This is a genomic window from Bradyrhizobium sp. SZCCHNR1043, assembly GCF_032489675.1.
GTDB lineage: Bacteria > Pseudomonadota > Alphaproteobacteria > Rhizobiales > Xanthobacteraceae > Bradyrhizobium.
Genome location: NZ_JAUEYN010000012.1, coordinates 1 through 24200, shown reverse-complemented (window position 1 = coordinate 24200; position 24200 = coordinate 1). Strand labels below are relative to the sequence as shown.

General features: G+C 62.8%; 27 protein-coding genes. 6 read left to right on the top strand and 21 right to left on the bottom strand.

From position 1 onward, the window contains the following. Positions 1-35: 35 nt before the first annotated feature. From QX039_RS21310 to QX039_RS21250, 13 genes are all read right to left on the bottom strand, one after another. Complete coding sequence (locus tag QX039_RS21310; protein WP_315772275.1) at positions 36-1724, bottom strand: methyl-accepting chemotaxis protein; 1689 nt, start codon at positions 1722-1724, stop codon at positions 36-38. A gap of 419 nt (positions 1725-2143) precedes the next feature. After that, complete coding sequence (locus tag QX039_RS21305; RefSeq protein WP_315772274.1) at positions 2144-3244, bottom strand: YeeE/YedE family protein; 1101 nt, start codon at positions 3242-3244, stop codon at positions 2144-2146. A gap of 70 nt (positions 3245-3314) precedes the next feature. Continuing rightward, positions 3315-3755, bottom strand: a complete 441-nt coding sequence (locus QX039_RS21300) for a DsrE family protein (protein WP_409997641.1) — start codon at positions 3753-3755, stop codon at positions 3315-3317. A gap of 8 nt (positions 3756-3763) precedes the next feature. Further along, positions 3764-4666 (bottom strand): alpha/beta hydrolase, encoded by a 903-nt coding sequence (locus QX039_RS21295; RefSeq protein ID WP_315772272.1) that lies wholly within the window; start codon positions 4664-4666, stop codon positions 3764-3766. A gap of 11 nt (positions 4667-4677) precedes the next feature. Then, positions 4678-5112, bottom strand: coding sequence for a hypothetical protein (locus tag QX039_RS21290; protein WP_315718331.1), 435 nt, complete (start codon positions 5110-5112; stop codon positions 4678-4680). Positions 5113-5138: 26 nt separating this feature from the next. Further along, a complete protein-coding gene (locus tag QX039_RS21285; protein WP_315772271.1) occupies positions 5139-5897 on the bottom strand; it encodes a cytochrome c in 759 nt (252 codons plus the stop codon). Further along, positions 5836-7119 (bottom strand): sulfite dehydrogenase, encoded by a 1284-nt coding sequence (gene soxC / locus QX039_RS21280; protein ID WP_315772270.1) that lies wholly within the window; start codon positions 7117-7119, stop codon positions 5836-5838. The genes QX039_RS21285 and soxC overlap by 62 nt, the downstream gene beginning before the upstream one ends. A gap of 5 nt (positions 7120-7124) precedes the next feature. Next, entirely contained in the window at positions 7125-8819 is a 1695-nt protein-coding gene (soxB, locus tag QX039_RS21275; protein WP_315772268.1) for a thiosulfohydrolase SoxB, read from the bottom strand. A 24-nt stretch (positions 8820-8843) separates the two neighbouring features. Further along, a complete protein-coding gene (gene soxA, locus QX039_RS21270) occupies positions 8844-9668 on the bottom strand; it encodes a sulfur oxidation c-type cytochrome SoxA (RefSeq protein WP_315772267.1) in 825 nt (274 codons plus the stop codon). 33 nt (positions 9669-9701) lie between these two features. After that, positions 9702-10028, bottom strand: coding sequence for a thiosulfate oxidation carrier complex protein SoxZ (gene soxZ / locus QX039_RS21265; protein ID WP_315718309.1), 327 nt, complete (start codon positions 10026-10028; stop codon positions 9702-9704). A gap of 18 nt (positions 10029-10046) precedes the next feature. Then, a complete protein-coding gene (gene soxY / locus QX039_RS21260) occupies positions 10047-10499 on the bottom strand; it encodes a thiosulfate oxidation carrier protein SoxY (protein WP_315736272.1) in 453 nt (150 codons plus the stop codon). 20 nt (positions 10500-10519) lie between these two features. Next, on the bottom strand, positions 10520-10963 hold the full coding sequence (soxX, locus tag QX039_RS21255; RefSeq protein WP_315772266.1) for a sulfur oxidation c-type cytochrome SoxX: 444 nt from the start codon (positions 10961-10963) through the stop codon (positions 10520-10522). Between the two features lie 129 nt (positions 10964-11092). Then, the gene (locus QX039_RS21250; protein ID WP_315736270.1) at positions 11093-11680 is read right to left on the bottom strand and encodes a thioredoxin family protein; all 588 of its coding nucleotides are present in this window, start codon (positions 11678-11680) and stop codon (positions 11093-11095) included. 94 nt (positions 11681-11774) lie between these two features. Between QX039_RS21250 and QX039_RS21245 the strand changes: the two genes are divergently transcribed. Beyond that, positions 11775-12491 carry a hypothetical protein gene (locus QX039_RS21245; protein WP_315736269.1) on the top strand — a complete coding sequence of 239 codons (717 nt, stop codon included), beginning with the start codon at positions 11775-11777 and terminating at the stop codon, positions 12489-12491. Here QX039_RS21245 and QX039_RS21240 read toward each other — a convergent pair whose 3' ends face one another. After that, a complete protein-coding gene (locus QX039_RS21240) occupies positions 12492-13226 on the bottom strand; it encodes a cytochrome c biogenesis CcdA family protein (protein WP_315736268.1) in 735 nt (244 codons plus the stop codon). Positions 13227-13347: 121 nt separating this feature from the next. On the opposite strand from QX039_RS21240, the gene QX039_RS21235 reads away from it, so the two are divergent. From QX039_RS21235 to QX039_RS21225, 3 genes are all read left to right on the top strand, one after another. Continuing rightward, positions 13348-13737: a thioredoxin gene (locus QX039_RS21235; protein WP_315737028.1), complete on the top strand. Its 390-nt coding sequence runs from the start codon at positions 13348-13350 to the stop codon at positions 13735-13737. A gap of 24 nt (positions 13738-13761) precedes the next feature. Next, positions 13762-14112: a metalloregulator ArsR/SmtB family transcription factor gene (locus QX039_RS21230; protein ID WP_315718315.1), complete on the top strand. Its 351-nt coding sequence runs from the start codon at positions 13762-13764 to the stop codon at positions 14110-14112. Positions 14113-14234: 122 nt separating this feature from the next. Next, positions 14235-15320 (top strand): YeeE/YedE family protein, encoded by a 1086-nt coding sequence (locus tag QX039_RS21225; RefSeq protein WP_315736267.1) that lies wholly within the window; start codon positions 14235-14237, stop codon positions 15318-15320. Positions 15321-15619: 299 nt separating this feature from the next. On the opposite strand, the gene QX039_RS21220 is transcribed toward QX039_RS21225, so the two are convergent. From QX039_RS21220 to QX039_RS21200, 5 genes are all read right to left on the bottom strand, one after another. After that, positions 15620-17266 (bottom strand): recombinase family protein, encoded by a 1647-nt coding sequence (locus tag QX039_RS21220; RefSeq protein ID WP_315718317.1) that lies wholly within the window; start codon positions 17264-17266, stop codon positions 15620-15622. 17 nt (positions 17267-17283) lie between these two features. Then, positions 17284-17526 (bottom strand): hypothetical protein, encoded by a 243-nt coding sequence (locus QX039_RS21215; RefSeq protein ID WP_315770016.1) that lies wholly within the window; start codon positions 17524-17526, stop codon positions 17284-17286. A 477-nt stretch (positions 17527-18003) separates the two neighbouring features. Then, complete coding sequence (locus QX039_RS21210; protein ID WP_315718319.1) at positions 18004-18549, bottom strand: hypothetical protein; 546 nt, start codon at positions 18547-18549, stop codon at positions 18004-18006. A gap of 417 nt (positions 18550-18966) precedes the next feature. Beyond that, positions 18967-19467 (bottom strand): hypothetical protein, encoded by a 501-nt coding sequence (locus QX039_RS21205; protein ID WP_315718320.1) that lies wholly within the window; start codon positions 19465-19467, stop codon positions 18967-18969. A 186-nt stretch (positions 19468-19653) separates the two neighbouring features. Further along, on the bottom strand, positions 19654-20064 hold the full coding sequence (locus tag QX039_RS21200) for a hypothetical protein (protein ID WP_315718321.1): 411 nt from the start codon (positions 20062-20064) through the stop codon (positions 19654-19656). Positions 20065-20454: 390 nt separating this feature from the next. Between QX039_RS21200 and QX039_RS21195 the strand changes: the two genes are divergently transcribed. Together QX039_RS21195 and QX039_RS21190 are read left to right on the top strand one after the other, a co-directional pair. Next, a complete protein-coding gene (locus tag QX039_RS21195; RefSeq protein WP_315772265.1) occupies positions 20455-21429 on the top strand; it encodes a hypothetical protein in 975 nt (324 codons plus the stop codon). A 408-nt stretch (positions 21430-21837) separates the two neighbouring features. Further along, positions 21838-22386 carry a DUF6714 family protein gene (locus QX039_RS21190; protein ID WP_315718323.1) on the top strand — a complete coding sequence of 183 codons (549 nt, stop codon included), beginning with the start codon at positions 21838-21840 and terminating at the stop codon, positions 22384-22386. Between the two features lie 402 nt (positions 22387-22788). Here QX039_RS21190 and QX039_RS21185 read toward each other — a convergent pair whose 3' ends face one another. After that, positions 22789-23490 (bottom strand): hypothetical protein, encoded by a 702-nt coding sequence (locus QX039_RS21185; protein WP_315718324.1) that lies wholly within the window; start codon positions 23488-23490, stop codon positions 22789-22791. Between the two features lie 223 nt (positions 23491-23713). Further along, positions 23714-24200, bottom strand: a 487-nt coding sequence (locus tag QX039_RS21180; RefSeq protein WP_315718325.1) for a transposase, incomplete at its 5' end; no start/stop codon positions are given.

Genomic DNA, 24200 nt, shown 5'->3' with positions numbered 1-24200 from the left:
GATCGGATCTGCGCGGCTCTCAGTCGCTACGAACCCTAGGCGGCTCTCACGCCGGCGATGAACTTCTTCACTTCCATGCTCAGTCTGGCACTGTCGTCGGCCAACGATTTCGCGGCGGACAGAACCTGGGAAGCCGCGGTTCCAGTATCGACGGCGCCGCGCTGCACATCCGCAACGTTGGCTGAGACCTGCTGCGTTCCCGCCGCCGCGTGCTGGACGTTGCGCGAGATCTCCTGCGTGGCAGCGCCCTGCTGCTCCACGGCCGATGCGATCGTCGACGAAATCTCCTGCAGTTTCTCGATGGTGATGCTGATGTCGCGGATGGCACCGACCGATTGTTGGGTGGCGGACTGGATGCCGGAGATCTGCTGGCCGATCTCGCCGGTGGCCTTCGCCGTCTGCTCGGCAAGCGCCTTGACCTCGGATGCGACCACGGCAAATCCGCGGCCGGCTTCGCCGGCGCGCGCGGCCTCGATCGTTGCATTCAGCGCGAGCAGGTTGGTCTGTCCGGCAATCGTATTGATCAGCTCGACGACGTCGCCGATGCGGGCAGCGGACTTCGAAAGCTCGCTGACCTGTTCATTGGTCTTGCGGGCCTGCGCCACCGCCTCATTGGCCATCTGGGCCGAATCCTGGACTTGCCTGCTGATCTCGTTGACGGACGCGGAGAGCTCCTCGGTCGCAGATGCCACCGACTGCACATTGGCGCAGGCTTCCTCGGAAGCCGCGGTGACGGACGTGGCCAGGTTCTGTGCGCGGCTCGCCGTGTTGCTGAGCCCGCCGGCGTGACCCTCCAATGTGCTCGATGCCGTGGACACCGTGTCGACGATCTCGCCGACCACCGCCTCGAAGCGGCCAGTGATCTCGTCAAGCCGCCGGCTGCGTTCCAGTTTCACCTCTGCGTCTTTCGAAGCGATATCGTCGGCCTGCTTCTTCGCGATCAAGGCGGTCTTGAAGACCTCCAGGGCGTCGGCCATCATGCCTACTTCGGTCTTCTGGCCGCGATAGGGGATCTCCGTCGCCAGGTTGCCCTCACCGAGCGCCTGCATCGGCCTGATGATGGAAGCGATGCACCGGGAAATGTCGCGAACGAACCAGCTTCCGACGCCGATGCCGGCGAGAACGGCAAGGACGATAACCGTCGACATCAATGCAAATGCCTCGGCATAGCCATCCGCAGCGATCTTCGTCTCGGCGTCGGCGCCACGATTGTTGAGGTCAATCAGCGTTCGAAGATATTCGTCCGACTGATTGGCGACGCCCCGGACCGTCTTGTTGAACAGATCGCTTGCCTGCTTGGTCGCATTGCCGTTCCCTGCGCGCAGCACCTCGAGCACACCATCGGCAGCCTTGACATATTGCTCCCAGCCCCGCGACCAGCTCTCGAACAGGCTGCGCTCCTCGGAAGACGAGATCATCGCCTCATAGGAGCGGCGCGCCGTCGCAATGACGGCGAGCGTTGCCTTCATGTTGCGGTCGAGATTGTCCTTCTCCTCAGTCGTATCAGCCGTCATGTAGGCTCGGAGCTGCGCCCGATTGAGATTGATCGCCGAACGCAACTCGCCGAGCACGCGCACGCTCGGCAGCCAGTTCTTGGCGATCTGTTCGGTATGCGTGTTGATTGTCTGCATGCCGCGGACGGCCAGCAATCCGACGATGGTCATCGCCAGCAGCAGCAGCGCAATGACGGCCGCCATTTTTGCTCGAATGGAGAGTTGCGACATCTCGCGTGCCTTTCGTAGTCCCGGCGATTCGTATCGGTCCGCCGCATGATTGCGCCGCACCCCTCGCGACGGTAACACTCGACCTTCGCAAATTGGTTAACGAGCGGGATCTCGAGACTGGGATCTACCAACGTCATGTTCGGGCGCGATGGTCCGAATGCCCTGTTCGGCGCGCATCTCCTGTGATCGACCCGCGGACTATGCGATCCGCGCTCCTGCGTGAACGACGCAAAGACACGTGTCTTCGGGTTCGATCCGATCTGATCAGACAATGTTTTTGTCAGAGGCTTGGAGTGCGCCGACACGCCAGGCGTCGACGAGCCTGTGACAGACAGGTCCCGGAGATTCATGGATGCTGCTCTTTGGCGCTGCATGTTCAATGCCGCTCAGCAGAAGCAGGCTCGCTTCCGCAGGATGCCTCATGAAGGCATGACGGAGAGCGACTGAACCGGGCTCTGCGCCGGCTTGGTGGCGAACAGCCAGCGGTCGACGACAAAATCGGTGACGGCCGCACCCAACCACATGCCGCCGAGCACGATCCACGCTGTGAGTGCAAACACCGATGCCCCCGTCACGCCGGCGCCGACGGCGCAGCCGCCCGCCAGCATCGCGCCGAATCCCATCAGGACAGCGCCGATCATGTAACGGCGCATGCCGCGCCCATCCGAGAAGCCTTCGAGATTGAGTTCGCGCGCCAGCGCGGCCGCAACGAACGAGCCGATGAACACGCCCGGAATGATGCCGAGATCGAAGCCCGGCTTCAGCTGCGGGCTGGCGAGCACCTGCATCAGCAGCTCCGCCGAAGGACCGCTGAATGTCAGGCTCTTCAGCGGCACCGGCGAGAACGAGGTCTGGCCGAGCTGATAGGTGAGGAGCCAGCCCCCCGCGACCGCCGCGCCCGCGGCCACCGCCGCGCGCAGGATCTTCGGGCCAACCTGAAACTTCGACACGGCGGCGAGCCCGGCCAGGAACCACAGCATGCCGAAGCCGAGCTTCTCGGGCGTGCCGCCGCCGAACAGGCTCATGATGTCGCGCGACGGTCCGCCGTCGACCAGCCAAAGATTGGTGAGCCACTCGCGCGCCGGCGCGAGCAGTCCGCGATAGGCCGACTGCGCCGTCACCGCGAAGACGAGGCCGGACAGCAGCGCCCGCAGATTGCCGTTGGCCGAGAGCACCAGCAGACGGCTGGCACAGCCGCGCGCCAGGATCATGCCGCAGCCGAACAGCGTGCCGCCGATCATCGCGCCGGAAATGCTACCCTGCTGCGCCAGCTGGCGCGCTTCGGAGACGTCGAGCAGGCCCATCGCCACCAGTGCCTGGGTGCCCAGCAGCGCCGAGGCGAAGGTGAGGAGCCACACCGCCAGCCGCGGACCGCCCTGCCCGCGCGCGAACTCGACCGTGGCCGCCCGCAGGCAGAAGCGGCTGCGCTGGGCGAAGAAGCCGAACGCGCCGCCGGCCGCGAGTCCGCACAGCAGCGACACCAGCTCCTCACCCAGAAGGTCGATCAATGCGGTGAGCACGGGCGCTCCCGTCGTTCAGGCCTGCCGCTCAACATGCCGGGCGGCATCGGCAAGGACGCATGCGCCCGTGTCACGGGCGCAGGTAGGCGTATCCACTCTGCTGCAGCTCGGTAAGGCGCACGACGCCGCCCTTCTCCGCCACCGCGAAGCCTGGCAAGAGATCGTCGAGCTTCACACCCTGCGCCTTCATGGTGTTGGCACAGGCCTCGAAGCCGACGCCGGCCTTCATGAGGCGCTCGGCCAGAGCCGAGATGGTCTGGTCGGCCGAAATCGCATGAAAGGCCCGCAAGCCCGGGCCGTGGATCACCAGGCGAATGTCCGCGCGTCCAGGTCCTCCGGTGCCATCGACGTGATTCTGGAGGTTGCCGAGAACGAACAGGGCGCGGTCCTGATCGGCGAGATGATAGGCGACGCGCTGGCGCGGAGACTCCGTCGCCGCGCGTGCGCGGCTGACACCGAAGATTCCAAACACACTGGCAAGACCGGCTTGCATCAAAGATCGACGTTCCATGGTGACTCCTAACGCGTGGCTGCAATGAATCCTGCGATGCGATCAGCGGCATCCTCGGCGGCGAGATCGAGAAAGAAGTGATCTGCGTCGTCAATCGTCTCCAATCGGACACGGCTGCCGGCGCGTGACGCCAGCGGCGCGAACGACGCTGCCACGTCCGGTACCGTCTTGTCTTGCGCTGCCGCAAGCACCAGAACCGGCAGGCTCACATCGGCGATCAGCGCCGCCGTATCCTGGCGCCGGTCGGCGCGATAGAATGCTGCGAATGCGCGCGCCGTCACCTTGGCATCGCGGCAATAGATGAAGCCCGGCACCGACATCCAGTCACCGCCGCGCCCGGCGGCGATCGCAGCCTCAGCCTTGTCGAGCAGCGGCGCGAATCGCTGGCCGTAGCTCTCCGCATAGGCGTCTCTCAAGCCGGTCTCGATGCTCGCCGTCGCCGGCGCCAGCAGGATCACACCGTCGATCGCGGCCTTGGGATTGGCGACCAGATAGCGCGCGAGCTGATTGGCGCCGCGCGAATGTCCGAGCACGAAGACGTGCGACGAGGTCTTGCGCGCTTCGCTCAGCCAGGCGGCGATCTCGGCGATCGCATCGTCAGGCGCATAGTCATGGGGCTTGGCGCAATCGTACATGCCGGTGCGGCGATCGAGACCGAGCACGAGATTATGCGCGAGCGAGGCGATCCCCCGCTCGGCCAACGCCTTGGACAGGCCCTGGATGGTCTCCATGTCCTTGTGCGCGAGCGTGCCGTGCGTCATCAGCACCAGCGGCACATCCGGTCCCGACTGCGCCGGCAGCCGGAGCGTGCCGAGCGCCGTACGCCCGCCGATCGCGAGCTCGCGCGGCTCCTCGGCCGCGAAGGCGATCGACGCAATGAACGAGAGGACGAGAGCCAGCCACCACCGCATCGCAAATTCCTTCAGGGACGCACGATCGTCCAGTTTTTCTCGGACAGCTCCAGCAGGGTCGCGACCCCGGTCTTGACGACCGTAACACCGTCGAGCAGAGGCGGCTGCCGTCCCTCCTTGCTCGCGAGCGTCTCCAAGGTGTTGCCGCAGGCGATGAAGCTCACATTGGGCATCGACTTGGCGAAGCCGAGCACCCGCTCCTTCACCGGCGAGCGGTCGGCCAGCAGCATGTCGAGGCCGCCATTGAACGCGACGATCACGATCTCGACCTCCGCGCCCTCGCCCGAATAGTGGCGGGAGACATTCGCGGCGACGTCGAGCACCGCGCGCATCTTGGCCGGATCCTCGTCGCTGATCTGCAACGCGAGCCTATGTGGCTCGGCTGCAGTGGCGATGGACGCAACCCCGCTTCCGGCCAGGGCGACGGATGCGGCCGCCAACAGCATCTGGCGGCGGCTGCATCCGGCAATCCTCACTCGACGCCTCGCGGCTTGCCGTCCTTATCTTCCGGCGTGACGTCGACCGCTGTCGCGCGTCCGGTGATCTTGACCGGCGCGATGCAGTTCTTCATGCACGGATCCTTCTGCCAGAACGCCTTCTCGCTCGTGCTCCGGTCATCCATGATGAACCCGCCCTCGTTCGGCATCTTGATCGTGGCGAGATTGCTGTTACTCAGCTCGAAGTTCTGATCGGTGATCACGTCGTTCAGATACAGCACATAGGCGACCAGCGCGTAGTACTCGTCGACCTTCAGCGACTGCGGGCTGCCGAATGGCATCGCGTGGCGGACGTAGTCGAACAGCGTCGAGGCGTAGGGCCAGTAGGAACCGACCGTCTTGACCGGATTGTCTGATGTCAGCGATCCCTTGCCGCCGGCGAGCACCGGCCAGCGGCCGGCACCCTCGCCGAATTCGCCATGGCAACTGGCGCAATTGTCCATGAACAGCTTCTCGCCCTGGGCGACAGTGCCCTTGCCGACTGGCAGCCCCTGCCCGTCCGGACGAACGTCGATGTCCCAGCCGCGGATCTCCTCGGCGCTCGGCGCGCGGCCGATGTTGAAGCGCTGCGCCGGCTTGGCATCAGACTTGGCCTCGGTCTTCTCGCTCGGACCTCCGGCGAACGCCACGGAGCCCGCAAGCGCTGCCAGCGCTGCGGCGGCAATGATGAGCTTAGGCGACCTCGACATTCTCGACCTCACCGTTTGCCTGCACATGCCAGGTCTGGATGCCATTGTTGTGATAGATGGAGTTGTAGCCGCGGACCTTGCGCAGCTCGGCCTTGGACGGCTGGACGTAGCCGGTCTCGTCCTGGACGCGCGACTGCAGCAGCAGCGGCTCGCCGTTCCAATCGAACTCGTAGTAGAAGCGGGTCAGCGCCTTGTCGAGCACCGGGCCGTCGATCCGCGCCGGCCACCAGTTGCGGCCGCCATCGAGCGACACGTCGACGCGCCTGACCTTGCCGTTGCCCGACCACGCCAGTCCCGAGACGATCGTGAAGCCCTTGCCATGCTTGATCGGCGCCTGCGGGCTCGGGCTGGTGATCACCGACTTGGCATCCATCGCCCAGGTGAAGCGCCGCGCCTTTCCGTTCGGCAAAAGATCGGTGTATTTCGAGGTTTCCTCGCGGGTGTGCCAGGGCTGGTCGCCGACCTTGATGCGGCGCAGCCATTTGACCCAGAGATTGCCCTGCCATCCCGGCACGACCAGGCGCATCGGATAGCCCTGCTCGGGATACAGCGCCTCGCCGTTCATCTTGTAGGCGATGATGCAGTCGTCGAGCGCCTTCTCGATCGGCAGGCTGCGATCCATCGACGCGGCGTCGGCGCCCTCCACCAGCAGCCATTTGCCGTTGGTCTTGACGCCGGCCTCTTCGAGCAGGGTGCGCAGCGAGACGCCGGTATATTGCACGCAGTGGATCATGCCATGCGTGAACTGGCAGCCATTGAGCTGGGCGCCGCGCCACTCCATGCCGGAATTGGCGGCGCATTCCATGAAGTGGATGCGGTTGACGCGCGGGTAGCGCTTGAGCTCGTCGAGCGTCAGCAGCAGCGGTCGCTCGACCAGGCCATGGATCATCAACCGGTGATCGGCCGGATCGACGTCGGCCACACCGCCGTGATGGCGTTCGAAGCACAGCCCGTTCGGCGTGATGATGCCTTCGAGCTCATGCAGCGGCGTGAAGCTGACCGAGGATTCGCGCGAAGCCGTCAGCCATTCGACGTCGCGGCGGACGACGTCCTTCTCGAACTTCGACGGCTTGCCGTAGGGGCGCACAGCGACGCCCTCGCCGAGGGTGCGCGTCCATTCCGGCACGTTCGGCGGCTGGTTGGCGGGATTGCCGGCGCCGGCACGCGCCTGCGAGGCCAGCGCCGTGGCGGCAAGACCGCCTGCCGCAGTCAGGAAACCACGGCGCGACGCGCGTGGGGCTGAGGAAAGTAGTTTGTCCTTGGACATCGTCGTCACACTCCGGAGACTTTGACGGCCCGGTTGGGCTCGAGACGAACGGTTTTCTGACGCTGCAGATAGCTCGACACGACCTCCCAGATCGGCGGTCCCTGGGTGCCCTCGTTGACGCTGGCCCATCCAGCGACCTGATACTCGCGCGACGGATCGATCGCCGCGCCGGTCTTGATCAGGCGCATGTCGGAGATCCGCTGCCCCTGCGGCTTGTTGACGTCGATGGCGTAGGACATGCCGCCGATGCGGACCATGTCGCCGCCCTGCTGGTAGTAGGGGTCGACGTTGAACAGGTTGTCGGCGACGTCCTCGATGATCTCCTTCAGCCGCGTGCCGGTCATGCCCATGCGATAGACGGCCGGATAGGTGATCGCGGTGGCGTTGGTGACGTCCTCGAAGGTGATGTCCTGGCCCGGCATCACGCTGGTGCCCCAACGGAAGCCCGGCGACAGCGCGATCTCCGCATCGCGCTCCTGCAGCAGCGCCTGGCAGATGAGGTCATCGAACGTGCCGTTGAAATTGCCGCGGCGATACAGCAGCGTCTCGGTCCGGCCCAGCGGGCGGGCGAGATCGGCGGCAAACGGCTTGCGCACCTCGGCGATCTTGGCCGCCATCGCCGGATCGGGCGTGATCACGTCGGAGAACAGCGGGATCAGCTTGTAACGATAGCCCTTCACCTCGCCGTCCTTGACGTCGAGATCGAGCCGCGAGACGAACTTGCCGGAGGAGCCCGACGCGATCAGCAGCGTCTTGCCGACCTTCACGGCCTCGGGCAGCGCATCATGGGTGTGACCCGTGAGAATGACGTCGAGACCCTTGACGCGGCTGGCCAGCTTGCGGTCGACGTCGAAGCCGTTGTGTGACAGCAGCACCACGAGGCCGGCGCCGTCCTTGCGCGCCTTGTCGACCTGGGTCTGAACATCCTCCTCGCGCACGCCGAACGACCAGTTCGGAATCATCCAGCGGGGATTGGCGACCGGCGTATACGGGAAGGCCTGGCCGAGCACCGCGATCTTGACGCCGCCGCGCTCGATCATCGTCGAGGCTTCGAACGCCGGCTCGTTCCATTCGGTGTCGCGGATGTTGAGGCCGAGGAACGGAAAGCCGAGACCATCGACCGCCTGCTTGACGCGCTCGGTGCCGTAGGTGAACTCCCAATGCCCCGTCATCGCATCCGGCTTCAGCAGCGCCATGCAGTCGATCATGTCCTGGCCGCGGGTCTTCAGCGACGACCATGATCCCTGCCAAGTATCACCGCCATCGAGCAGCACGACCTTGTCGCCGCGCTCGGCGCGGATGGCCTTGATGACGGTGGCGGCGCGGTCGAGCCCGCCGATCCGCCCGTAGGTCTTGGCGAGCGCCTCGAAATCCTCCGAGGTCAGCGCATAGGCCGACGACGAGCCCGGCGCGATGCCGAAGCGGGTGAGGAAATCCTTGCCGGTGACATGCGGCGGCTGGCCCTTGGCGTCGCCGACGCCGAGATTGGTCGACGGCTCCCGGAAATACAGCGGCATCAGCTGGCCGTGGATGTCGGTGACGTGCACCAAGGTGACGTTGCCGACCGGATCGAACGCCAGCAGCTCCTTCTCGGTCAGCTTCTGCTGAGCAAAGGCGCGGGTCGCACCCGCAAGACCGGAGCCACCCGTCAAGGCAGCCGCCGCCAATGCGACCTGAACGAATTCGCGACGCGATATCATGATGTATCTTCCTTGTGTCCGCGGCTAGTTGCGGACCGACGGTGTCTCGACGGGCAGCCCGATGCCGCGCCAGGCGACGTAGACTTCGAGCGCGAGGAACTCGTCCGACAGCGGCTTGTAGGGCACGCCGCGAACGTCGAACATGCAGCCCTCGAACCGTTCGTGCAGGGGGATCAGGCGCTGATCGCGCAGCCGGTAGGTCGGAAAGCCGTTGGTCTGGCCTTGGCTCAGAAAATCGGCGCGCATGAACTTGCCGTTGTTCTTCTCGTGGCAGGACGCGCAGGCAAGATCGAGCTGCCCGACCCGCGTATAGTAGATCTCCTTGCCCTTCTCGAACCATGGCGACATCGGACCGTCGGTCTTCACCGCCACCGGCATGCCGCGCGACTGGTAGCGGACGAACGCCGTCATGTCCGTCAGTTCCTTCGACTTGAAGGCCCAGGGCTGCGCCTTCATGTGCTCGGTGCGGCAGATGTTGATCTGCTGCTCGAGATTGACCGGCTTGTTGAGCTTATCGCTCCATTTGGGCATGGCGGCGCCGACGCCCTTCATGGTCTTTTCCGCCTCGCCGTGGCAGCTCATGCACGACTTGCCTTCGCTGCCGTCGACCGTCTTCCAGACGTCGGCGGCCCGCTCCACCGCGAGGAAGCCGGGATTCTCCAGGTCGTCATCCTGGAGCGCGCGCGTTTCCTTGGTGCGGAACTGATAGCCCGAGATGATGGTCTTGAAGACGTGACCGGGAGGCGCCGGAATGCCCTTCCGTTCGGCCTCCTGGCCGAACGTCGCGACTGCCGACAGGGCCAGCGCGGCCGAAGCCAGGACGGCGAGAGAACCGTAGCGAATGGACATCCGTCACTCCTCCTAGCGATCACACGCGGCCGATCAGGCCTTCAACGCGATCTTCTCTTCGGCCGTCACGACTGAGCCATCATCATCCGTCCAGGCGAACTTGAACGTGCCTTCCTCGTCGATCCTTGCGTCGAACTGGATGTACGGGTTGGCGGAGATCGCCGGCTCCAGCGCGCAGGAGAACACCGGTTTGCCGTTGAACTCGCAGGTGAACTTGTTGATGATCTTGCGCGGGATCGGCTTGCCCTGCGCATCCTTGCGCTGACCCGATTCCATCAGATGCGAGACCAGCGTCTTGATCTGGATGATCTCGCCCTTCTTGGCTTCCTTCGGAAGCTTGATCCGCGGCTTGTCTGCCATGTTCGTCTCTCCCCTGTCTCAGCCGCCGCAGCCGCCGATGGTGACCTTGACGGTCTTGCGCTCCGTGAAGAGCGAGCCGTCGCTCATCTTCGCGACCGCGATCACGTTCTGGGTCTGCGCCAGACGGATGCGGATCGACGCCTCGGCCTTACCGGACATCGGCGTGAACATCAGCGTGGCGACGCCGGCGTTCGGATTGCCGTCGGCCACGAACAGCACTTCCTTGACGTAGTTGTCTGGTGTCATCGGGCTTTCGACCGAGAGCGCGAGCGGCACGGTGTTGCCGTTCTCGGCGATCTCAGGCAGATCGAGCGTGATCTTGCCCTTGGCCGCTTCCTTGCCGCCGGTGAACTTCTTGATCATCTCGGCCGCGTCGTTGCTCGGCTCGGCGTTGGCGGCCATCGGCAGCACCGTCAGGGCGACGAAACCGCCGCCGAGAAGGAACGCCTGTCGTCTGTTGATTGCGCCCATGCATCATCCTCCAGAGGCGGTTATTTCAATGTTTCGAGAAAGGCCACGACGTCCTCGACCTGCGCGGCGGTGAGGACGGGTTTGCCGACGAACTCCGGCCTGACGCGATTGAGTCCGTCGTTCTTGTAGAAGGCGGGCATCACCGTATCGGTGAAGATGCGCTTGGGATCGGCGACGATCAGGCGCAATTGCGCCGTGTTGTAGCGGGTCGGGACGCCGTCGAGCGACGGACCGAACTCACCGTGAAACTCTTCGGACTTCAGCGACGACACCTGATGGCAGGCGAGACAATTGCCCAGCGTCCGCGTCAAGAACACCTTCTTGCCGGCATCGGCATTGCCGGGCGCGCCGGTCAGCGATTTCGGAATGGCATAGTCGACGACATCGAGCCTGATCGGCTCGTCACCTCGCGCGGCTGCCGACAGCAACACGCAGAGCAAGGCGGCCGGAATCAAACGGCGCATGTTTCCACCCTGACCGACGAGGCGTCCCCTCGCCTTACGAAGACGCGACGGACTTACGATCCATCATATTCAAGAATTATGATTTGATAATGTGATTGGTGTCAAGCGTATTTCGATGCCGCAGTGCACTCAACCCTTGGTCGAAGCGAGATAGTCGCGGAATGTGCCGCGCTCATAGGCCTTGTCGCGCACGAAGCGGAACATTGCGAGGAAATGCGGCGGCTTGAGATAGCCCGGCGCGCGAGCCACCTCGCGCGCGAGCGGCTCCTTCGCAGAGACGCCCTCGGCCGATGGCGGAAAGAACTGGAACGTCGGCGTGAAGCGGATCGCGTAACGCTCGGCGAGCTCCTTCTCGGTGAACTCCTTGCCGTCGAAGTCGATCACCTTGCGCGCGCCGAGCAGGTTGAGCTGCAGCACTTCGAAATTGGCACGGATGTAGTCCGTGATCCCTTGGTCGGCAAAGTTCACCAGATGAGTCTCGCGGCAATACGGGCAGCCGCGCAGCTCCCACATGATCGCAAGCCGCTTGCCTTCCGACGCCGCGCTTTCGAGATCCTCGCGCAGATCCAGGAAGCTGTTGAGAAACCAGGACTGGTGATAGAGCCCGTCGTCGCCGAGCGCCGCGTCGGCCTGCGCCGGCGCTGACGCCAGGCCGACGGCCGCCGCAGGCAGCAGCGCAACCAGATCGCGCCGCGTCATCGTCCGGTTCGTCGTCATCAGCCTGCTCGCGCGCTTTGCCAAGTCCACTTTGCCAAGTCCACGGAATTTCGATACATGATATTCGAATAACAGAATGTGAAAAGGACATTCGATGCTGCGCCGCGTCATCATGCTGTCGCTCGTGCTGTCATGCCTCACGCATGGCGTCCGTGGGCACGCCGAAGAGAACGCGGACGTTGCTGCCTTCATGCGCTCGGCGATGGCCAGCCTGCGCACAGCCGCGAGCTATGGCCGCACCGGCAATGTGGGTCTGGCGCAGATCGAGCTCGACGACGCCCGGATCGCCTGGGCCAGGCTCAGCCGGCTCGCCGAGCGCTCCAATGCGCCCTATTCGGCCAAATCCTTTGCAGAGCTGATCGCCACCGGAAACGATCGCCTGAAGCAGGCGGACGAAGCGCTGACCGCAGGTGACGGCGCGCGCGCTGCGGCGGCCATTGCCGCGTTGCGCCGGTCGCTTCACGCCCTGAGGCAGGACGCCGGCGTGGTCGAGCTCAGCGATTGCGTGTTCGAGCTGTCGCCCGTCATGGACGCGTTGCGCAACGCCGCTGCGCGGTTCGCAGCAGGCAAGGCCGAGCCTGGCGAGGTCGTCCAGGCCGGCACAGCGCTGCGCGACCGACTGCAACGCTGCAACGGCCTCGCCGCGCCCGATGTGGCGCGCCAGGCCGAATTCCGCCGCCTGATCGACGGCGCCACGACGAGCGCCGGCGAAATCGGCCGCGCTGCGCGCGAGAGCGACGCCGGCCTGGTGCATCGCTATGAGATCGAGCTGCAGTCCTTCGTCAATCTATTGGACTTCCGCTTCGGCTGATCAGCCGATGGTGGCGAGCGACGGAAAGCGCTCGAAGATCCATTCCGACATCCGCGGGATCACGCCGGCGAGAAAGGCCGCGCCGGTCAGGACGAGAAAGCCGCCCATCGTCTTCTCGACCAGGGGGAGATGCGGCTTGATGCTCTTGAGCATGGTCATGAACTGCCCTGTGAAGGCGGCAGCGATCAGGAACGGGATGCCGGTCCCGACCGAGTAGGCGGCGAGCAGCAGCGCGCCCTTGCCGACCGTCGCCTCCGCGCCGGCCATCATCAGCACGGCGGCAAGGACCGGCCCCGCGCACGGCGTCCAGCCGAAGGCGAAGGCAAGTCCCATCACGAACGCACCGAGCAGACCGGCCGGCTTGCTTCCGACGTCGATCGTCGCGCTCCGGTACAGCAGCGGAATCCGGAGCACCCCGAGGAAATGCAGCCCCATCGTGATGATGACGAGGCCGGCGAGGATGCCGAGCTGGCTGAGATGGCCGGCGATGAATCGCCCGAACACCGAGGCGGTGGCGCCAAGACCGACGAACACCAGCGAAAAACCGCCGACGAAGCACAGCGCCGTCAGCACCGTCCGCCGCCGCTGGGCCATGCTGGTTTCGCCGATCGCGTCGGCCGCCGAGACGCCAGCCATGTAGCACAGGAACGGCGGGACCAGCGGCAGAATGCACGGTGACAGAAACGACAACAGACCCGCGGCCAGCGCGGCCCCCAGCGTGACGTCGAGATCCATCTTTCCTCCCGGTCGGCCAGCGCTACGTGCCCGGCCTGCCGGGCAGGATTCGGAAATCGCGCACTAGTACATATTCGAATTTAATGATAGATTGACCGACAAGTCCAGAGAGGATCTCGGCATGTCCAGCAGAAGTGCATCGCGCGGATTCGCAACGCTCGCAGGGGCGGTGGTGACCGGCATTTGCCTCTCGGCCCCGGCGTTCGCCTCCGAGCTCGTGATGTTCGAACGTCCGGGCTGCGGCTGGTGCGCCCGCTTCAACGCAGAAATCGGTCCCATCTACGACAAGACCGACGAAGGGCGCGCGCTGCCGCTGCGACGGGTCGACCTTGCCAAGCCGCTGCCGACGGATCTTTCCGGCATCGATCCGGGAGCGTTCACCCCGACCTTCGTGGTGGTCGAGCAGGGCCGCGAGATCGGACGCATCCGCGGTTATCCCGGCGATGCGTTCTTCTTTGGGCTGCTCGGCCGCATAATGAATGCTACAAGCGGGGCTCCGGCCCGCTCCTGACGCCAACCGAGGGATCCAGAATTCATGCCGCTGCCGAAGTTGAAGGACATCGAAACCTCTGCCGAGCTCGAGCAGATGATCGAGAAGGCGCGGGAAGCCAGCGAGATGCTGAAGGCGCTGTCCCACGAGTCCCGACTTTTGCTGCTCTGCATCCTCGCCGAAGGCGAAAAATCCGTCACCGAGCTCGAGCAGTTCCTGGGCGAGCGGCAGTCGACCGTCTCGCAGCAGCTCGCCCGTCTCAGGCTCGACCGGCTGGTCACGACGCGGCGCGAGGGCAAGACGATCTACTACAGCCTTGCGAGCGAAGATGTCCGCAAGATCCTGACGGCGATCTACGACGTCTATTGCGAGCCGGTCCGCAAGCGCCGCCGCTGAGAGGTTGGCCCTCGCGGTCTCGGGCTTCGCATCGGCGCGCCCTGTAGCGGGCGCGAGAGGTCTGGCGTCCCCGCCGTTCCTGGCGCACAATGCCAGGAAGCCAACGAGGATGTCGGAGAGGAATGCTCAGCCCATCAGCACTGACGTTCATGTGTGGGCTGCTCGCGGGCGCCGTTCTCGGCGTCGCCGGTCGCGCCGGCCGCTTCTGTACGCTCGCGATGCTGGAGGACGCGTTCTTCGGCGCCGATACCCGACGACTCAAATCCTTCGCGCTGGCGGCCGCGGTCGCGCTGGTCGCAACCCAGTTGCTCGCCAGCTTCGGCCTGATCGACCTGTCGCGCTCGATCTACTTGACGTCGTCCATTCCGCTCGGCGGCGCCATTCTCGGCGGCCTGTCGTTCGGCATCGGGATGGCCCTGGTCGGCACCTGCGGCTTCGGAACGCTGGTCCGTATCGGCGGCGGTGATCTGCGCGCCATCGTCGTGTTTCTGGTGCTGGGCGTGTCAGCCCTGGCCGCGATGCGCGGGCTCACGGGATTCCTGCGCATCTCGCTGATCGAGCCGCTCTCCATACGCCTGCCCGAAACGATGACCCAGGGCATGGATATGCTGCTGTCGCCCGCGCTTGGCTCATATGCGCGGCCGGCAACCGTTTCCGTCGCAGCGGTCGCGCTCGCGGCCTGGGCATTGGCCGACGGGCGCCTCGTGAGATCGCCGCGCCTGCTGCTCTCCGGCCTCGCCGTAGGCTGTGCGGTGGCGTTCGGCTGGTTCGCCACCAGCTGGCTCGGCAATGACGATTTCGATCCGGCGCGCGTGGCATCCCTGACCTTCGTTGCCCCGCTCGGCAATACCGTGCTCTACATCGCCACGCTGTCGGGCAGCCGGGCCGATTTCGCGATCGGCTCCGTCGCCGGCGTGATCCTGGGCTCGTTCGTCGCGGCAATGTTTTCGCGCGTCTTCCGCTGGGAAGCCTGCGATGACGCGCGCGAGCTGAAGCGTCACATGACCGGCGCGCTGCTGATGGGCACCGGCGGCATCATGTCGATGGGCTGCACGATCGGACAGGGCCTGTCGGCATTCTCGACGCTGGCGGTCTCGGCGCCGTTGACGATGCTGGCGATCACCTGCGGCGCACGGCTCGGCCTCGAATACACCATGACCGGAGAATGGCGCCCCGCCGTGCGCAATCTGTTGCGTCTGACATCGTGACGGTGGCTGCGCTCTCGCAATGCGCAAGCTTGCCCCCACGCCAGGGCAATGGCGTTGTACCGCAGGCAGACGGATTGTGGATTTCGCCGTTGCCTCAATACTTCAGTTCAACGCGAGCTTCGCAGATTGTCTGCCGGCTCACACGGTCGTGTGCGCGCCGTCCTGGTGATAATCCCCGGATCTTCCGATGCCACGCTTCATGGGGAGACGGCACTGTCCTCAGCTGCACAGGAGCTCACAGGGAGGACGCGGCACAAACCAAAACTCCCGCAGCCTCGTCGGCTACGGGAGTTTCGGTCTCAATGGTTGCGGGGAGGTGCAGCCACTGCTGGCATAACAAGACTACTTCTTTGATTTTCCTGGGTATTAGAGAATTCAAGGATACCCATCAACTCGCCGCGTAGCTCGGCATGGACCTCGCCACGTTTCTTGCCGGGAGTGAGTACGATCTCGCCGATGAGCGAGCGGAGCGCCTCGGCGGCCTCGCGTCCGCCATCCGGATCGGCGAGCGCCTCGGTGAACCGACCGACGTTCTTGCGATAGACGTTGGCGATGTTGGGATGCATGTCGGGAATGTCGGCGGGAGCCTCTGACAGGCGCTGTGTGATCTCCGCCTTCTGCCGTTCAAGCTCGTCGATCCGCGCCTTCATCGACGGCTGGTAGAGGCCGTCCTCGATCGCTGCGATGATGCCGGCAACGGCCCGCTCGATCTTCTGAAGCGCACGGTGGTCTGTTTCCGCCCGCGCCCGCCGGTCGTGGTTGAGGCGGTTCATCTCCTCGGCATAGGCACGCACCGCTTCTGCGACCGCCTCGGAGGAGACGAGGCGATCCTTCAGTCCCGCCAACACCCGCGCCTCGATCTTCTCGCGCATGATGGTGCGGTTGTTGGCGCAAGTTCCGCGACGATGATGGTTGAGGCAGCCATAACGATTCGGCGTCAGGATGCCGATCTTGCCGCGGCAGCAGCCACAGGTGAGAAGGCCGGAAAGGAGGGAGACGGGCCGGTTGGCGAGGTGCAGCCGCTTGGCCCTGCCCTCCCGCGTATTGGCCGGGTTGGGGCCAAAGAGTGCCGAGATTTGCTGCTGCCGCGCCCGCGCGGCCTGCCACAGTTCATCGTCCACGATCTTGAGATGCGGCACCTCGATCCTGATCCACTGGCTTTCCGGATTCGGCCGTGACACGCGCTTGCCAGTCGCTGGATCCTTGACGAAACGCTGCCTGTTCCAGACCAGGACTCCGGCATAGAGTTCGTTGTTGAGGATGCCGGTGCCGCGCGAGACGTGGCCTCGGATGCTGGTGTCGCCCCAGGCCCGGCCGAGCGGGCCGGGAATGCCGTCCTTGTTCAGTTCGACCGCGATGGCCTTCGGGCTCTTGCCGGCGGCAAAGGCGCGGAAGATGCGTCGGACAATCCTCGCTTCCTCCACGATGATCTCGCGATCGCCCCGGATCGGCTCACCGTTGGCGTCGAGCCCCTTCATGACGTTGTAGCCGTAGCAGAGGCCACCGCCGGCCTTGCCCTTCTCCACTCGGCCGCGCAAACCACGATGAGTCTTCAGGGCGAGGTCCTTGAGGAACAGGGCATTCATAGTGCCCTTGAGGCCAACGTGAAGCTCGCTGATCTCGCCTTCGGCCAGGGTGACGATGGAGACGCCCGCGAAGCGCAGATGCTTGAACAGCGTGGCGACATCCGCCTGGTCACGAGAAATCCGGTCCAGCGCCTCGCCCAACACGACATCGAACAGACCGCGTTGCGCATCCTGCAACAACAACTGGATACCGGGCCGCAGGATCATGCTCGCGCCCGAAATGGCGGCGTCGTGATAGGTGCTCGTGACCTTCCATCGCTCGCGCTTGGCGTGCTCTCGGCAGAGGCGAAACTGATCCTCGATCGAGCTTTCGCTCTGATTGTCGGACGAGTAGCGGGCGTAAAGCGCAACGCGGGGCATGACGGTCTCCGTTCTGTCTAATCCTTGCCGGCCTCGTCCTCCGCATCGTTCGTGGCTTGAGGCCTGTTATCATTGGCGGCGCTGAGCGCCGCGAACTGTTTCCGTGCAATCCGGCGTCCGATCAGCCGGGCAATGGTCAACGTCACCTGCTCCAACTGTCGCCGCGTCTTGTTATCCGCCTTGCTCGTTCCATCCTCCGGACCTTGATTGTCGTTGGCCGGTCTGATGTCGTCCAGCTCCAGTTCTGTGTCATCTGCCATGCCGTCGCTCGCCCGATTGGTGAAGTCAAACGAGCATCAAGCGGCGACGAATTCAGGAAGAGAAGACCAAAAATCCTGCCATCGTACGGGAGCGCGCAGATACTTACGAACGGCCGTTTTGGCGTAGATTTCGAACGCATCACACAGCCTGCAAAGCCTTCTGCACGGCCTTCGGGGCGCGCTCGATCGCGAGAAGATACACGCGTGTCGGCCCCTCCGGCTGTCGCGACCTTGCTCCGAATGGCATAGCGTATTGAGCGCTGAATCCGAAGCGAGCTGCGAACTCTTCCTGCGTCATGTCTAGGCGCACCCGGATTGCCTTCACGTTGATCTTGTTCTTCGTCCTTTTGTGGAGCCGAGATGTGGCACGATGGTCGTAGGTCGCAGATATCCGTTCCACCGCCTTCGTCTGGGGGTGCGTCGCGGTTCGACCAGGACTTCGTTTCCACATCCCGCTCGTAGGAAGACGCGCAATCGTTAGCGAGGATCAACAACACGATGCGGAATAGCGAGACCAACGGCCGCACAAATCGCGCGTTCAGTCGAGAGCAGCAGCAGCCGGTAGCCATCCTCCTCGTAAAGGGGGTACTGGCCAACTTCATAACACTCGCGCACATACTTTAACGCCGCGGCCGCTCCTTTGAGGCTTCCCGGCACGACTCCGGCGAGCTGACGCGAGGCCTTCATCTCAGCCCGACCGAGTGCGCCTTCAGCCGCGCAGAGGCCACTTAACTTGGCCTCCAGCTCGGCCCGCCTGCCGCAGGGCGCACCGCGCAGCTCGCGCTCGGCAGCATCCTGCTCGGCGAGCAGGCGCCCCAGTTCCTCAAAGACTCGGCGGTGGCCCTCGATGGCATCGAGGACCGGGTCGGGCGAGGTCGAAACGCCAACACTTTCAGCCTGTGAGGCCGTGATGACCCCGGCCAGGATGGCGCCGCCGCCGGTGACAAACTGCCGGCGCCGAACGGCCGGGCTGGCAGGAAAGATTGAACGACTCGTGGTATAGGCAGAATCAGCCTGAGACATGGCACTCTCCATGTTGAGGGTTAGGCTCGTGCAGGTGTCTTCAGCACCTGTGCGGGCCGCTTGCCTGGCCTGTAGCGGCCAGTGCCGCGAATCGAATCACGGCCGATTCGTTACGTCAATGGATATCCGGTTTTCACTCACGGCCAGGCCGTGTACCCATAAACCCTGCGGCGCGATGCGACTAAAGCAATGTCTGCTTTGTCCCTATAGCGACCGACTTCGTGCAGAACCGCAATATGTCGCGATGGGTCGATCGCGACGGCTTTGCCCGATCTCTGGCAGGTCCGGTCTACTCCCTCAGAGCCTCCATGCAGGCCATAGGCGGATTTCGTCGCGATGGGCCAAAAGCTGACTTCCGCAGACTGCGCGTGAAATTCGCCTTCGCGCCAACATTCGAAACGTGCTCTGAAGGATTCTTTATATGCCTTGTCCCTGCCGGTGATTAGGGACTGAGACCTTGTCCAGTCTCATTTCGAAAAGTACCCATATTCCGGAGACCTGTAGCTCGTCCGAAGGAAATGTTGGCGACGGGTGTTCCGGTCGAACTCCGCTGAATTGAACGTAGTTATCTCGATCTGCCAGATCAGCGCGAAGCGCCGGATCGACGTTGTAGGCGACGACGGCAACTTGATCGGCGACCTGTATTACAAATAAATCGACCTTGCCGCGCACCGTCTTCTTGATGAGCACCTTCCCGGTCCAATTACGCAGATTCCTTGGCATTTTCTCTTCCACACGACCATCGTAGCTGGACGAGTTGGTGAGAGTACTGTAGCTGCGGCCAGCGTTCCACGCACTCTGAAACGCTGCCTGGTCGGCTGGCACGGGCAGTGGACGGAGTTGAGGATTGAGATCGCATCCAGCTATCAACGAAGACAGCAAAATCCCAAAAAGGGCTCTCGGGCCAATAAATGTCATACGAGGCTCATAGGGTGCGTCAGAACTCCGGCGCCATCGGCCAAGGCCTCTAGGGGCATTCAGCGGAGTTGTCCGGAATACAAGTAAAGATTGCATGAATGCCAACGTCGCTGAACGAAGCTCACGTCGGCGCGGTGAACGGGACAGGAAGCCTTACGAAGCACATTTTGATAAGCCCGGTCGAGTTCATCGTCTTTGCGTTAGGGTTTGATAGGGTCGCTGTATCGCAATCAGCTCGAGGCCGATCCGGGCATCGTGATCAATCGCACCGGCAACAAAACCATGTCCGACGCCAATTCGGGTGCAGGTGCTGATGGACGTAACAACCTTCAACGCGTCAAGATCGGGTGTCCCCTTGACAACCCTGTCGACCCGAGCATCCATCACAGCCAAACGGCCGTATTTCTGAGAACTGATATCGGCCTCTCTGCCAACGATCGTCACCTCTACGATGACGGGCGCATCGAGCTCCGCAGGGATATGGTCGAAGAGCACGCCAGTCTGTGCGCTCGCCACCGCGCATGCCTCTGCTCGGTCGAATAAAAGACAAGCAATCAAGCAAAGCGCGCCGAGCCCTGTCATCTTCAATGTACGCATATTCGCACCCTGATCGCTAGTAATCGCGACACGATGCCAAGACTTCTCAAGGTCAGCAATGGGTCAAACACTGAGATTCTCATGCCGCGCAAATCTCTTGCACAACCTCGAATAACCGACATGGCATGGCCCTGACGGCCTTTCTCTGCGGGGCCATGGGCTGTTCTCCAAAATGGGGTGGCGCTATGGCCGGTGTAGCCCAGATAACAGGCAACTTACCGCAGCGCCGCAAGTCGGCAGCCTTGGGCCAGACACTGACGTTTCTCACTCTGGGAGGCGGACGAACAAGTACAATACCGTACGCGACCACCGGCCATTTGCCGAACTTTCCGATAAACGGTGCTTGCTGCGACCCCACGCGCAAACTCCAATATCGCCGGTCGAAATAGAATGTGTGGCACGGCGGGGATTGAGTTGATTTCGCTACGAATGCTTGTTGGTCTGGCTCTAATTGTGACCTTGCTCTTTGTCGCCGCAGGCGCGGCGACATCGCTCCTTGTAGCTCATGGCGCTGAAGAGATCGCTGGATCTGAGCCGTATTGCATCCAGATTTCTGACGGGGCCTCCGACTACCGGCCCGCACGCGTATGGTTCGACCTGTCGATCTTTAAAATGAGGGCCAGGCACGATGGTCTGCTCTACATGCAGCACCACGCGATCCTCGTTGTCGGCGAACCCTCCAATGTGCGCCTATATCACTGGTCGTATCTCCACCGCGTCTTCGAGCCGGGCGTAATAAACGGGCATATTGAGGGTCGGGGGCCGGCGATTACCTGCCTGCAGGTGCGTGACTTCGTGGGTAAGCGGCTGGCACTGATCCCCGTGTCGCCGGACAGCTATTACATCAGGTATTCTGGAGGTGAGACATATCTCATCCCAACCGTCTGGCAAGCAGAGTGGAGCGGCGGGTCAAGCCCGAGCTTGCTGCTTGCGACGACCGCTCCCGACTTCCAACCACTCGACCGCCGTCTGATGCCGGCGGAATTTGACAGCAACTCGGTCTTCGTCACGTGGGACCCCGAATGGATGCTAAGTCTAATGAAAGATCCGCCCGGCGGAGAAATTGTCGAGCAAAGTAGAGAGTTTGGTCTCGTGAAGACCAAAACCATCACGCATGGCAAGGACGGCAAGGAGTACGTCGGAAATGGCTATCTTGCTTATGATGACGGTCATGGCGTCAACACCACGATAATAGGCTGCGGCACGCCGTCCGAGGCTGTTCCGAAGTCCTGTCAGCACCGCTTCATCAACAAGGGCCGACACTTCTATTTCCGTCATCGGCCGGAGGACGTGCCCAATTGGCAGAGGATGCAGCAGCGTATCCTTGACTTGATGGCGTCGTTCGAGGTTCACCGCCGCTCGTAGCGAGATCAACCGAGCGGGTTGTCGGGGGATTCCAAGTTGGTGTCGAGGTCAGCTTCGGGTCAAAGACTGAAATTCTTATGCCGAGTGACTCTCTTCTGCACAACCTCGAATAACCGACATGGCATGGCCCTGACGGCCTTTCTCTGCCGGGCCATGGGCTGTCCTCCGAAATGGGGTGGCGCTTTGGCCGGTGTACCCCAGATAACAGGCGACTTGCCGCAGCGCCGCAAGTCGGCAGCCATGGGCCAATTCCGGAAGTCGAACGCCAACAAATAGCCCCTAGAAACGATGCGTTAATCGTGTCTCTTAGCCTCATGTGTCCACTGGGCGCCTGGCGGTTAAGTTGAAGCTGAGACATGGGCTTGACGCGTCGACTGGGCGCGTCTCTGAGCATCTTGCAGGGAAAGCATGACAGTATCCGTCGAGGCTCTAATCGAAGAAATACGACAGGCCTTCCCAGCACGGCGGCAGGGTCGGTTCCTTCCGCTGGTCAACAGCGCCCAAGGCGACGAGCCATTGCGGGTCATCGCGGCATTTGACGATAAGGATGACTGGACAACACTCGCGCCCGAATGGCTGGATAAGGTACCAAGCGGCCTCGGGTCAGCTTTGAGCTTTCTGACCGATGAAGCGATTTGCTTCTACATACCTGCCTACATTATTGCGGATATGACCACCCAGCTGCGGATGGTCGACCCAATCTTTGCACTCACTCACGGCTTTGCCCCCCGATCACACAACAAGAGAGCCAAGCCACAAAGCGAAAAGCTCGAGGCTGAATGTGCTCGCAATCGCTGGAGCTTGTTAGATCACCGCCAGGCTGTCGCGATCGTTCATTATCTTGAATGGCGAGCACTGCGAGATCGGCCAGATTACGGCTATATCGTGAATAATGCTATTGTCGAGGCACTAGGAACGTATTGGTATGATCGAGTGGCGAAGCCTCAAGGACGTTGACCATCTTACGTTATGGGTCACTTGCTGCCGTCCCGAACGAGCTAGCGTCACGGCCGGTGTACCTCGGATAGTTGCCGACTTGATGCAGCGCCGCAAGTCGGCAGCCTCCAGGGCCATTCAGGGTACGGTCCGGCGACCCGGTCACGTCCGCAATTCGCCCATAGCCGACCTTCCGGGTGGGGTGCATCGACGGCTGCTTCTTCCCCATCAGCGAAGTGGCGAGCCGCCGGGTTGAGGTCCGCTCTGGGGTGGTCAACGGACCAGAATTGCTCAGGTCGGATTTTCACATTTTGACCCAGAGCGGACAATAGCGAACGAGCTACTGGGATGCGCCTTCCACCAAAAGAGAAAAGAGATTCCATCCGCGTTGATATACGATCTCAGGTCCAGATGGCGCTGCTATCATTGTTTACGTTCGACACGTCTCTGAAGCTTCTTCGCTCCGAGCGGCACCGTCGCGGAGAAAGGGGGCAGTTGCGGGTCCGGAACGAGATTGTTGAAGTCGGCCAGGCAAGTAGCTTGCTGTGTCTTTGTGCCTGCGCGCATGAGCTTGCCATTAGCAGCGTAAACCAATCTGCCTCGCTGATCTCGGCCGGTCCACTCGGCTCCCGAAATTTCTTGGGTCGATCGATGTAAAGGTGCGAGATCGGTCTTTCTGGCAAAACTCGTGTCAGACGCAATAAAGCTGACATTGATCCCGGTACCCGGATGATTTGGATGTGCTGCTACCGGGTAAAATCTGAGGACAACGCTTCGATTATCTGTAAATCGTCCTCCGCCGCCATACGTTGTTCCCTGGGGCCACAGGCCAAGAGCATGAAGCCACGGACTCCTGCTGATCGAGCTCCATGCATCGGTGTAGTCCGTTCTCAGGCCACGACCTTTGTGGATGAACGACAGCAGCAATTCGCCATCAGGCGAAAGATCACATTTTTCTGGATAGATGCGCCCTTTCAGCCAGGCGCCCGGATAGAACTTATCGCCCTTGGTGTCCCAGCGAATGATATGAAACCAGTCCGACGGACCCCGACGGAAGATGACGGCTTCATGTGCTTCACGCGCAAATATCACAAAAAGACGAGGGGCGACTTTCTTCTGAACCACATTTGCACCCGCAGGCAGAGATCGAAGTCAAATCCCTATGGAGTTGCTCAATGCCGCGAGGAGTATCAAAGTGGCACTATCTTGTGAATACGCCCAATCGGCGCTGGTCCTCAAGGCCTTAAGAGACTGTGAATGTCCGCTTATGGTCGATTCCGTTGAAAAAGTAGGCTGTAGTTTCGTCGTGAACGACTGCCGTTTATCGGATGAGTTGGCTTGGTGGGGGTCACGCGGGCGTCGGTGCGGGCATCGGGATCAGCTTGGCCATTTTGCGAAGGTTCTGAGCGGCTGCAGCGAGGATGAACTCGTCGCGTGCGCCGTTCGGCCCTCTTAGTCGCAGGCGATCGAGCTTGAGAATGCGCTTGAGATGCGCGAACAGCATCTCGATCTTCTTGCGGAGCCGGCGTGAAGTGCGGCCTTCCCGTGAGCTTGCGATCTCGCGTGCCATGTCGCGAGCGCCCTCGTAGACCGAGCGCGGCACTTTTCGGGCCGGGGTGTTGGGGCAACACCTGCTTCTGAGAGAGTATGCTTGGCAATCGTGCTTGCTCGCACGGTAGAGGACCGTCGTATCGTTGTTCACCAGCGTCCCTGTAGTGGTGAGGGTTTTGCCAGCGGGGCAGCGATAGACGTCCCTGCTATGGTCGTAGGTGAAGGCCTCACGCGAGAAGGTCCCGTCGGTGCGGGCCGACTTGTCGAAGACGGTCACGTGCGGC

Excerpts from the sequence above, each read along its gene's own strand:
- QX039_RS21310 (WP_315772275.1), bottom strand. The coding sequence starts at position 1,724 with ATGTCGCAACTCTCCATTCGAGCAAAAATGGCGGCCGTCATTGCGCTG.
- QX039_RS21300 (WP_409997641.1), bottom strand. The coding sequence starts at position 3,755 with ATGGAACGTCGATCTTTGATGCAAGCCGGTCTTGCCAGTGTGTTTGGA.
- QX039_RS21295 (WP_315772272.1), bottom strand. The coding sequence starts at position 4,666 with ATGCGGTGGTGGCTGGCTCTCGTCCTCTCGTTCATTGCGTCGATCGCC.
- QX039_RS21290 (WP_315718331.1), bottom strand. The coding sequence starts at position 5,112 with ATGCTGTTGGCGGCCGCATCCGTCGCCCTGGCCGGAAGCGGGGTTGCG.
- QX039_RS21285 (WP_315772271.1), bottom strand. The coding sequence starts at position 5,897 with ATGGCATCCAGACCTGGCATGTGCAGGCAAACGGTGAGGTCGAGAATG.
- soxC (WP_315772270.1), bottom strand. The coding sequence starts at position 7,119 with ATGTCCAAGGACAAACTACTTTCCTCAGCCCCACGCGCGTCGCGCCGT.
- soxB (WP_315772268.1), bottom strand. The coding sequence starts at position 8,819 with ATGATATCGCGTCGCGAATTCGTTCAGGTCGCATTGGCGGCGGCTGCC.
- soxA (WP_315772267.1), bottom strand. The coding sequence starts at position 9,668 with ATGTCCATTCGCTACGGTTCTCTCGCCGTCCTGGCTTCGGCCGCGCTG.
- soxZ (WP_315718309.1), bottom strand. The coding sequence starts at position 10,028 with ATGGCAGACAAGCCGCGGATCAAGCTTCCGAAGGAAGCCAAGAAGGGC.
- soxY (WP_315736272.1), bottom strand. The coding sequence starts at position 10,499 with ATGGGCGCAATCAACAGACGACAGGCGTTCCTTCTCGGCGGCGGTTTC.
- soxX (WP_315772266.1), bottom strand. The coding sequence starts at position 10,963 with ATGCGCCGTTTGATTCCGGCCGCCTTGCTCTGCGTGTTGCTGTCGGCA.
- QX039_RS21250 (WP_315736270.1), bottom strand. The coding sequence starts at position 11,680 with ATGACGACGAACCGGACGATGACGCGGCGCGATCTGGTTGCGCTGCTG.
- QX039_RS21245 (WP_315736269.1), top strand. The coding sequence starts at position 11,775 with ATGCTGCGCCGCGTCATCATGCTGTCGCTCGTGCTGTCATGCCTCACG.
- QX039_RS21240 (WP_315736268.1), bottom strand. The coding sequence starts at position 13,226 with ATGGATCTCGACGTCACGCTGGGGGCCGCGCTGGCCGCGGGTCTGTTG.
- QX039_RS21235 (WP_315737028.1), top strand. The coding sequence starts at position 13,348 with ATGTCCAGCAGAAGTGCATCGCGCGGATTCGCAACGCTCGCAGGGGCG.
- QX039_RS21230 (WP_315718315.1), top strand. The coding sequence starts at position 13,762 with ATGCCGCTGCCGAAGTTGAAGGACATCGAAACCTCTGCCGAGCTCGAG.
- QX039_RS21225 (WP_315736267.1), top strand. The coding sequence starts at position 14,235 with ATGCTCAGCCCATCAGCACTGACGTTCATGTGTGGGCTGCTCGCGGGC.
- QX039_RS21220 (WP_315718317.1), bottom strand. The coding sequence starts at position 17,266 with ATGCCCCGCGTTGCGCTTTACGCCCGCTACTCGTCCGACAATCAGAGC.
- QX039_RS21215 (WP_315770016.1), bottom strand. The coding sequence starts at position 17,526 with ATGGCAGATGACACAGAACTGGAGCTGGACGACATCAGACCGGCCAAC.
- QX039_RS21210 (WP_315718319.1), bottom strand. The coding sequence starts at position 18,549 with ATGTCTCAGGCTGATTCTGCCTATACCACGAGTCGTTCAATCTTTCCT.
- QX039_RS21205 (WP_315718320.1), bottom strand. The coding sequence starts at position 19,467 with ATGACATTTATTGGCCCGAGAGCCCTTTTTGGGATTTTGCTGTCTTCG.
- QX039_RS21200 (WP_315718321.1), bottom strand. The coding sequence starts at position 20,064 with ATGCGTACATTGAAGATGACAGGGCTCGGCGCGCTTTGCTTGATTGCT.
- QX039_RS21195 (WP_315772265.1), top strand. The coding sequence starts at position 20,455 with ATGTGTGGCACGGCGGGGATTGAGTTGATTTCGCTACGAATGCTTGTT.
- QX039_RS21190 (WP_315718323.1), top strand. The coding sequence starts at position 21,838 with ATGACAGTATCCGTCGAGGCTCTAATCGAAGAAATACGACAGGCCTTC.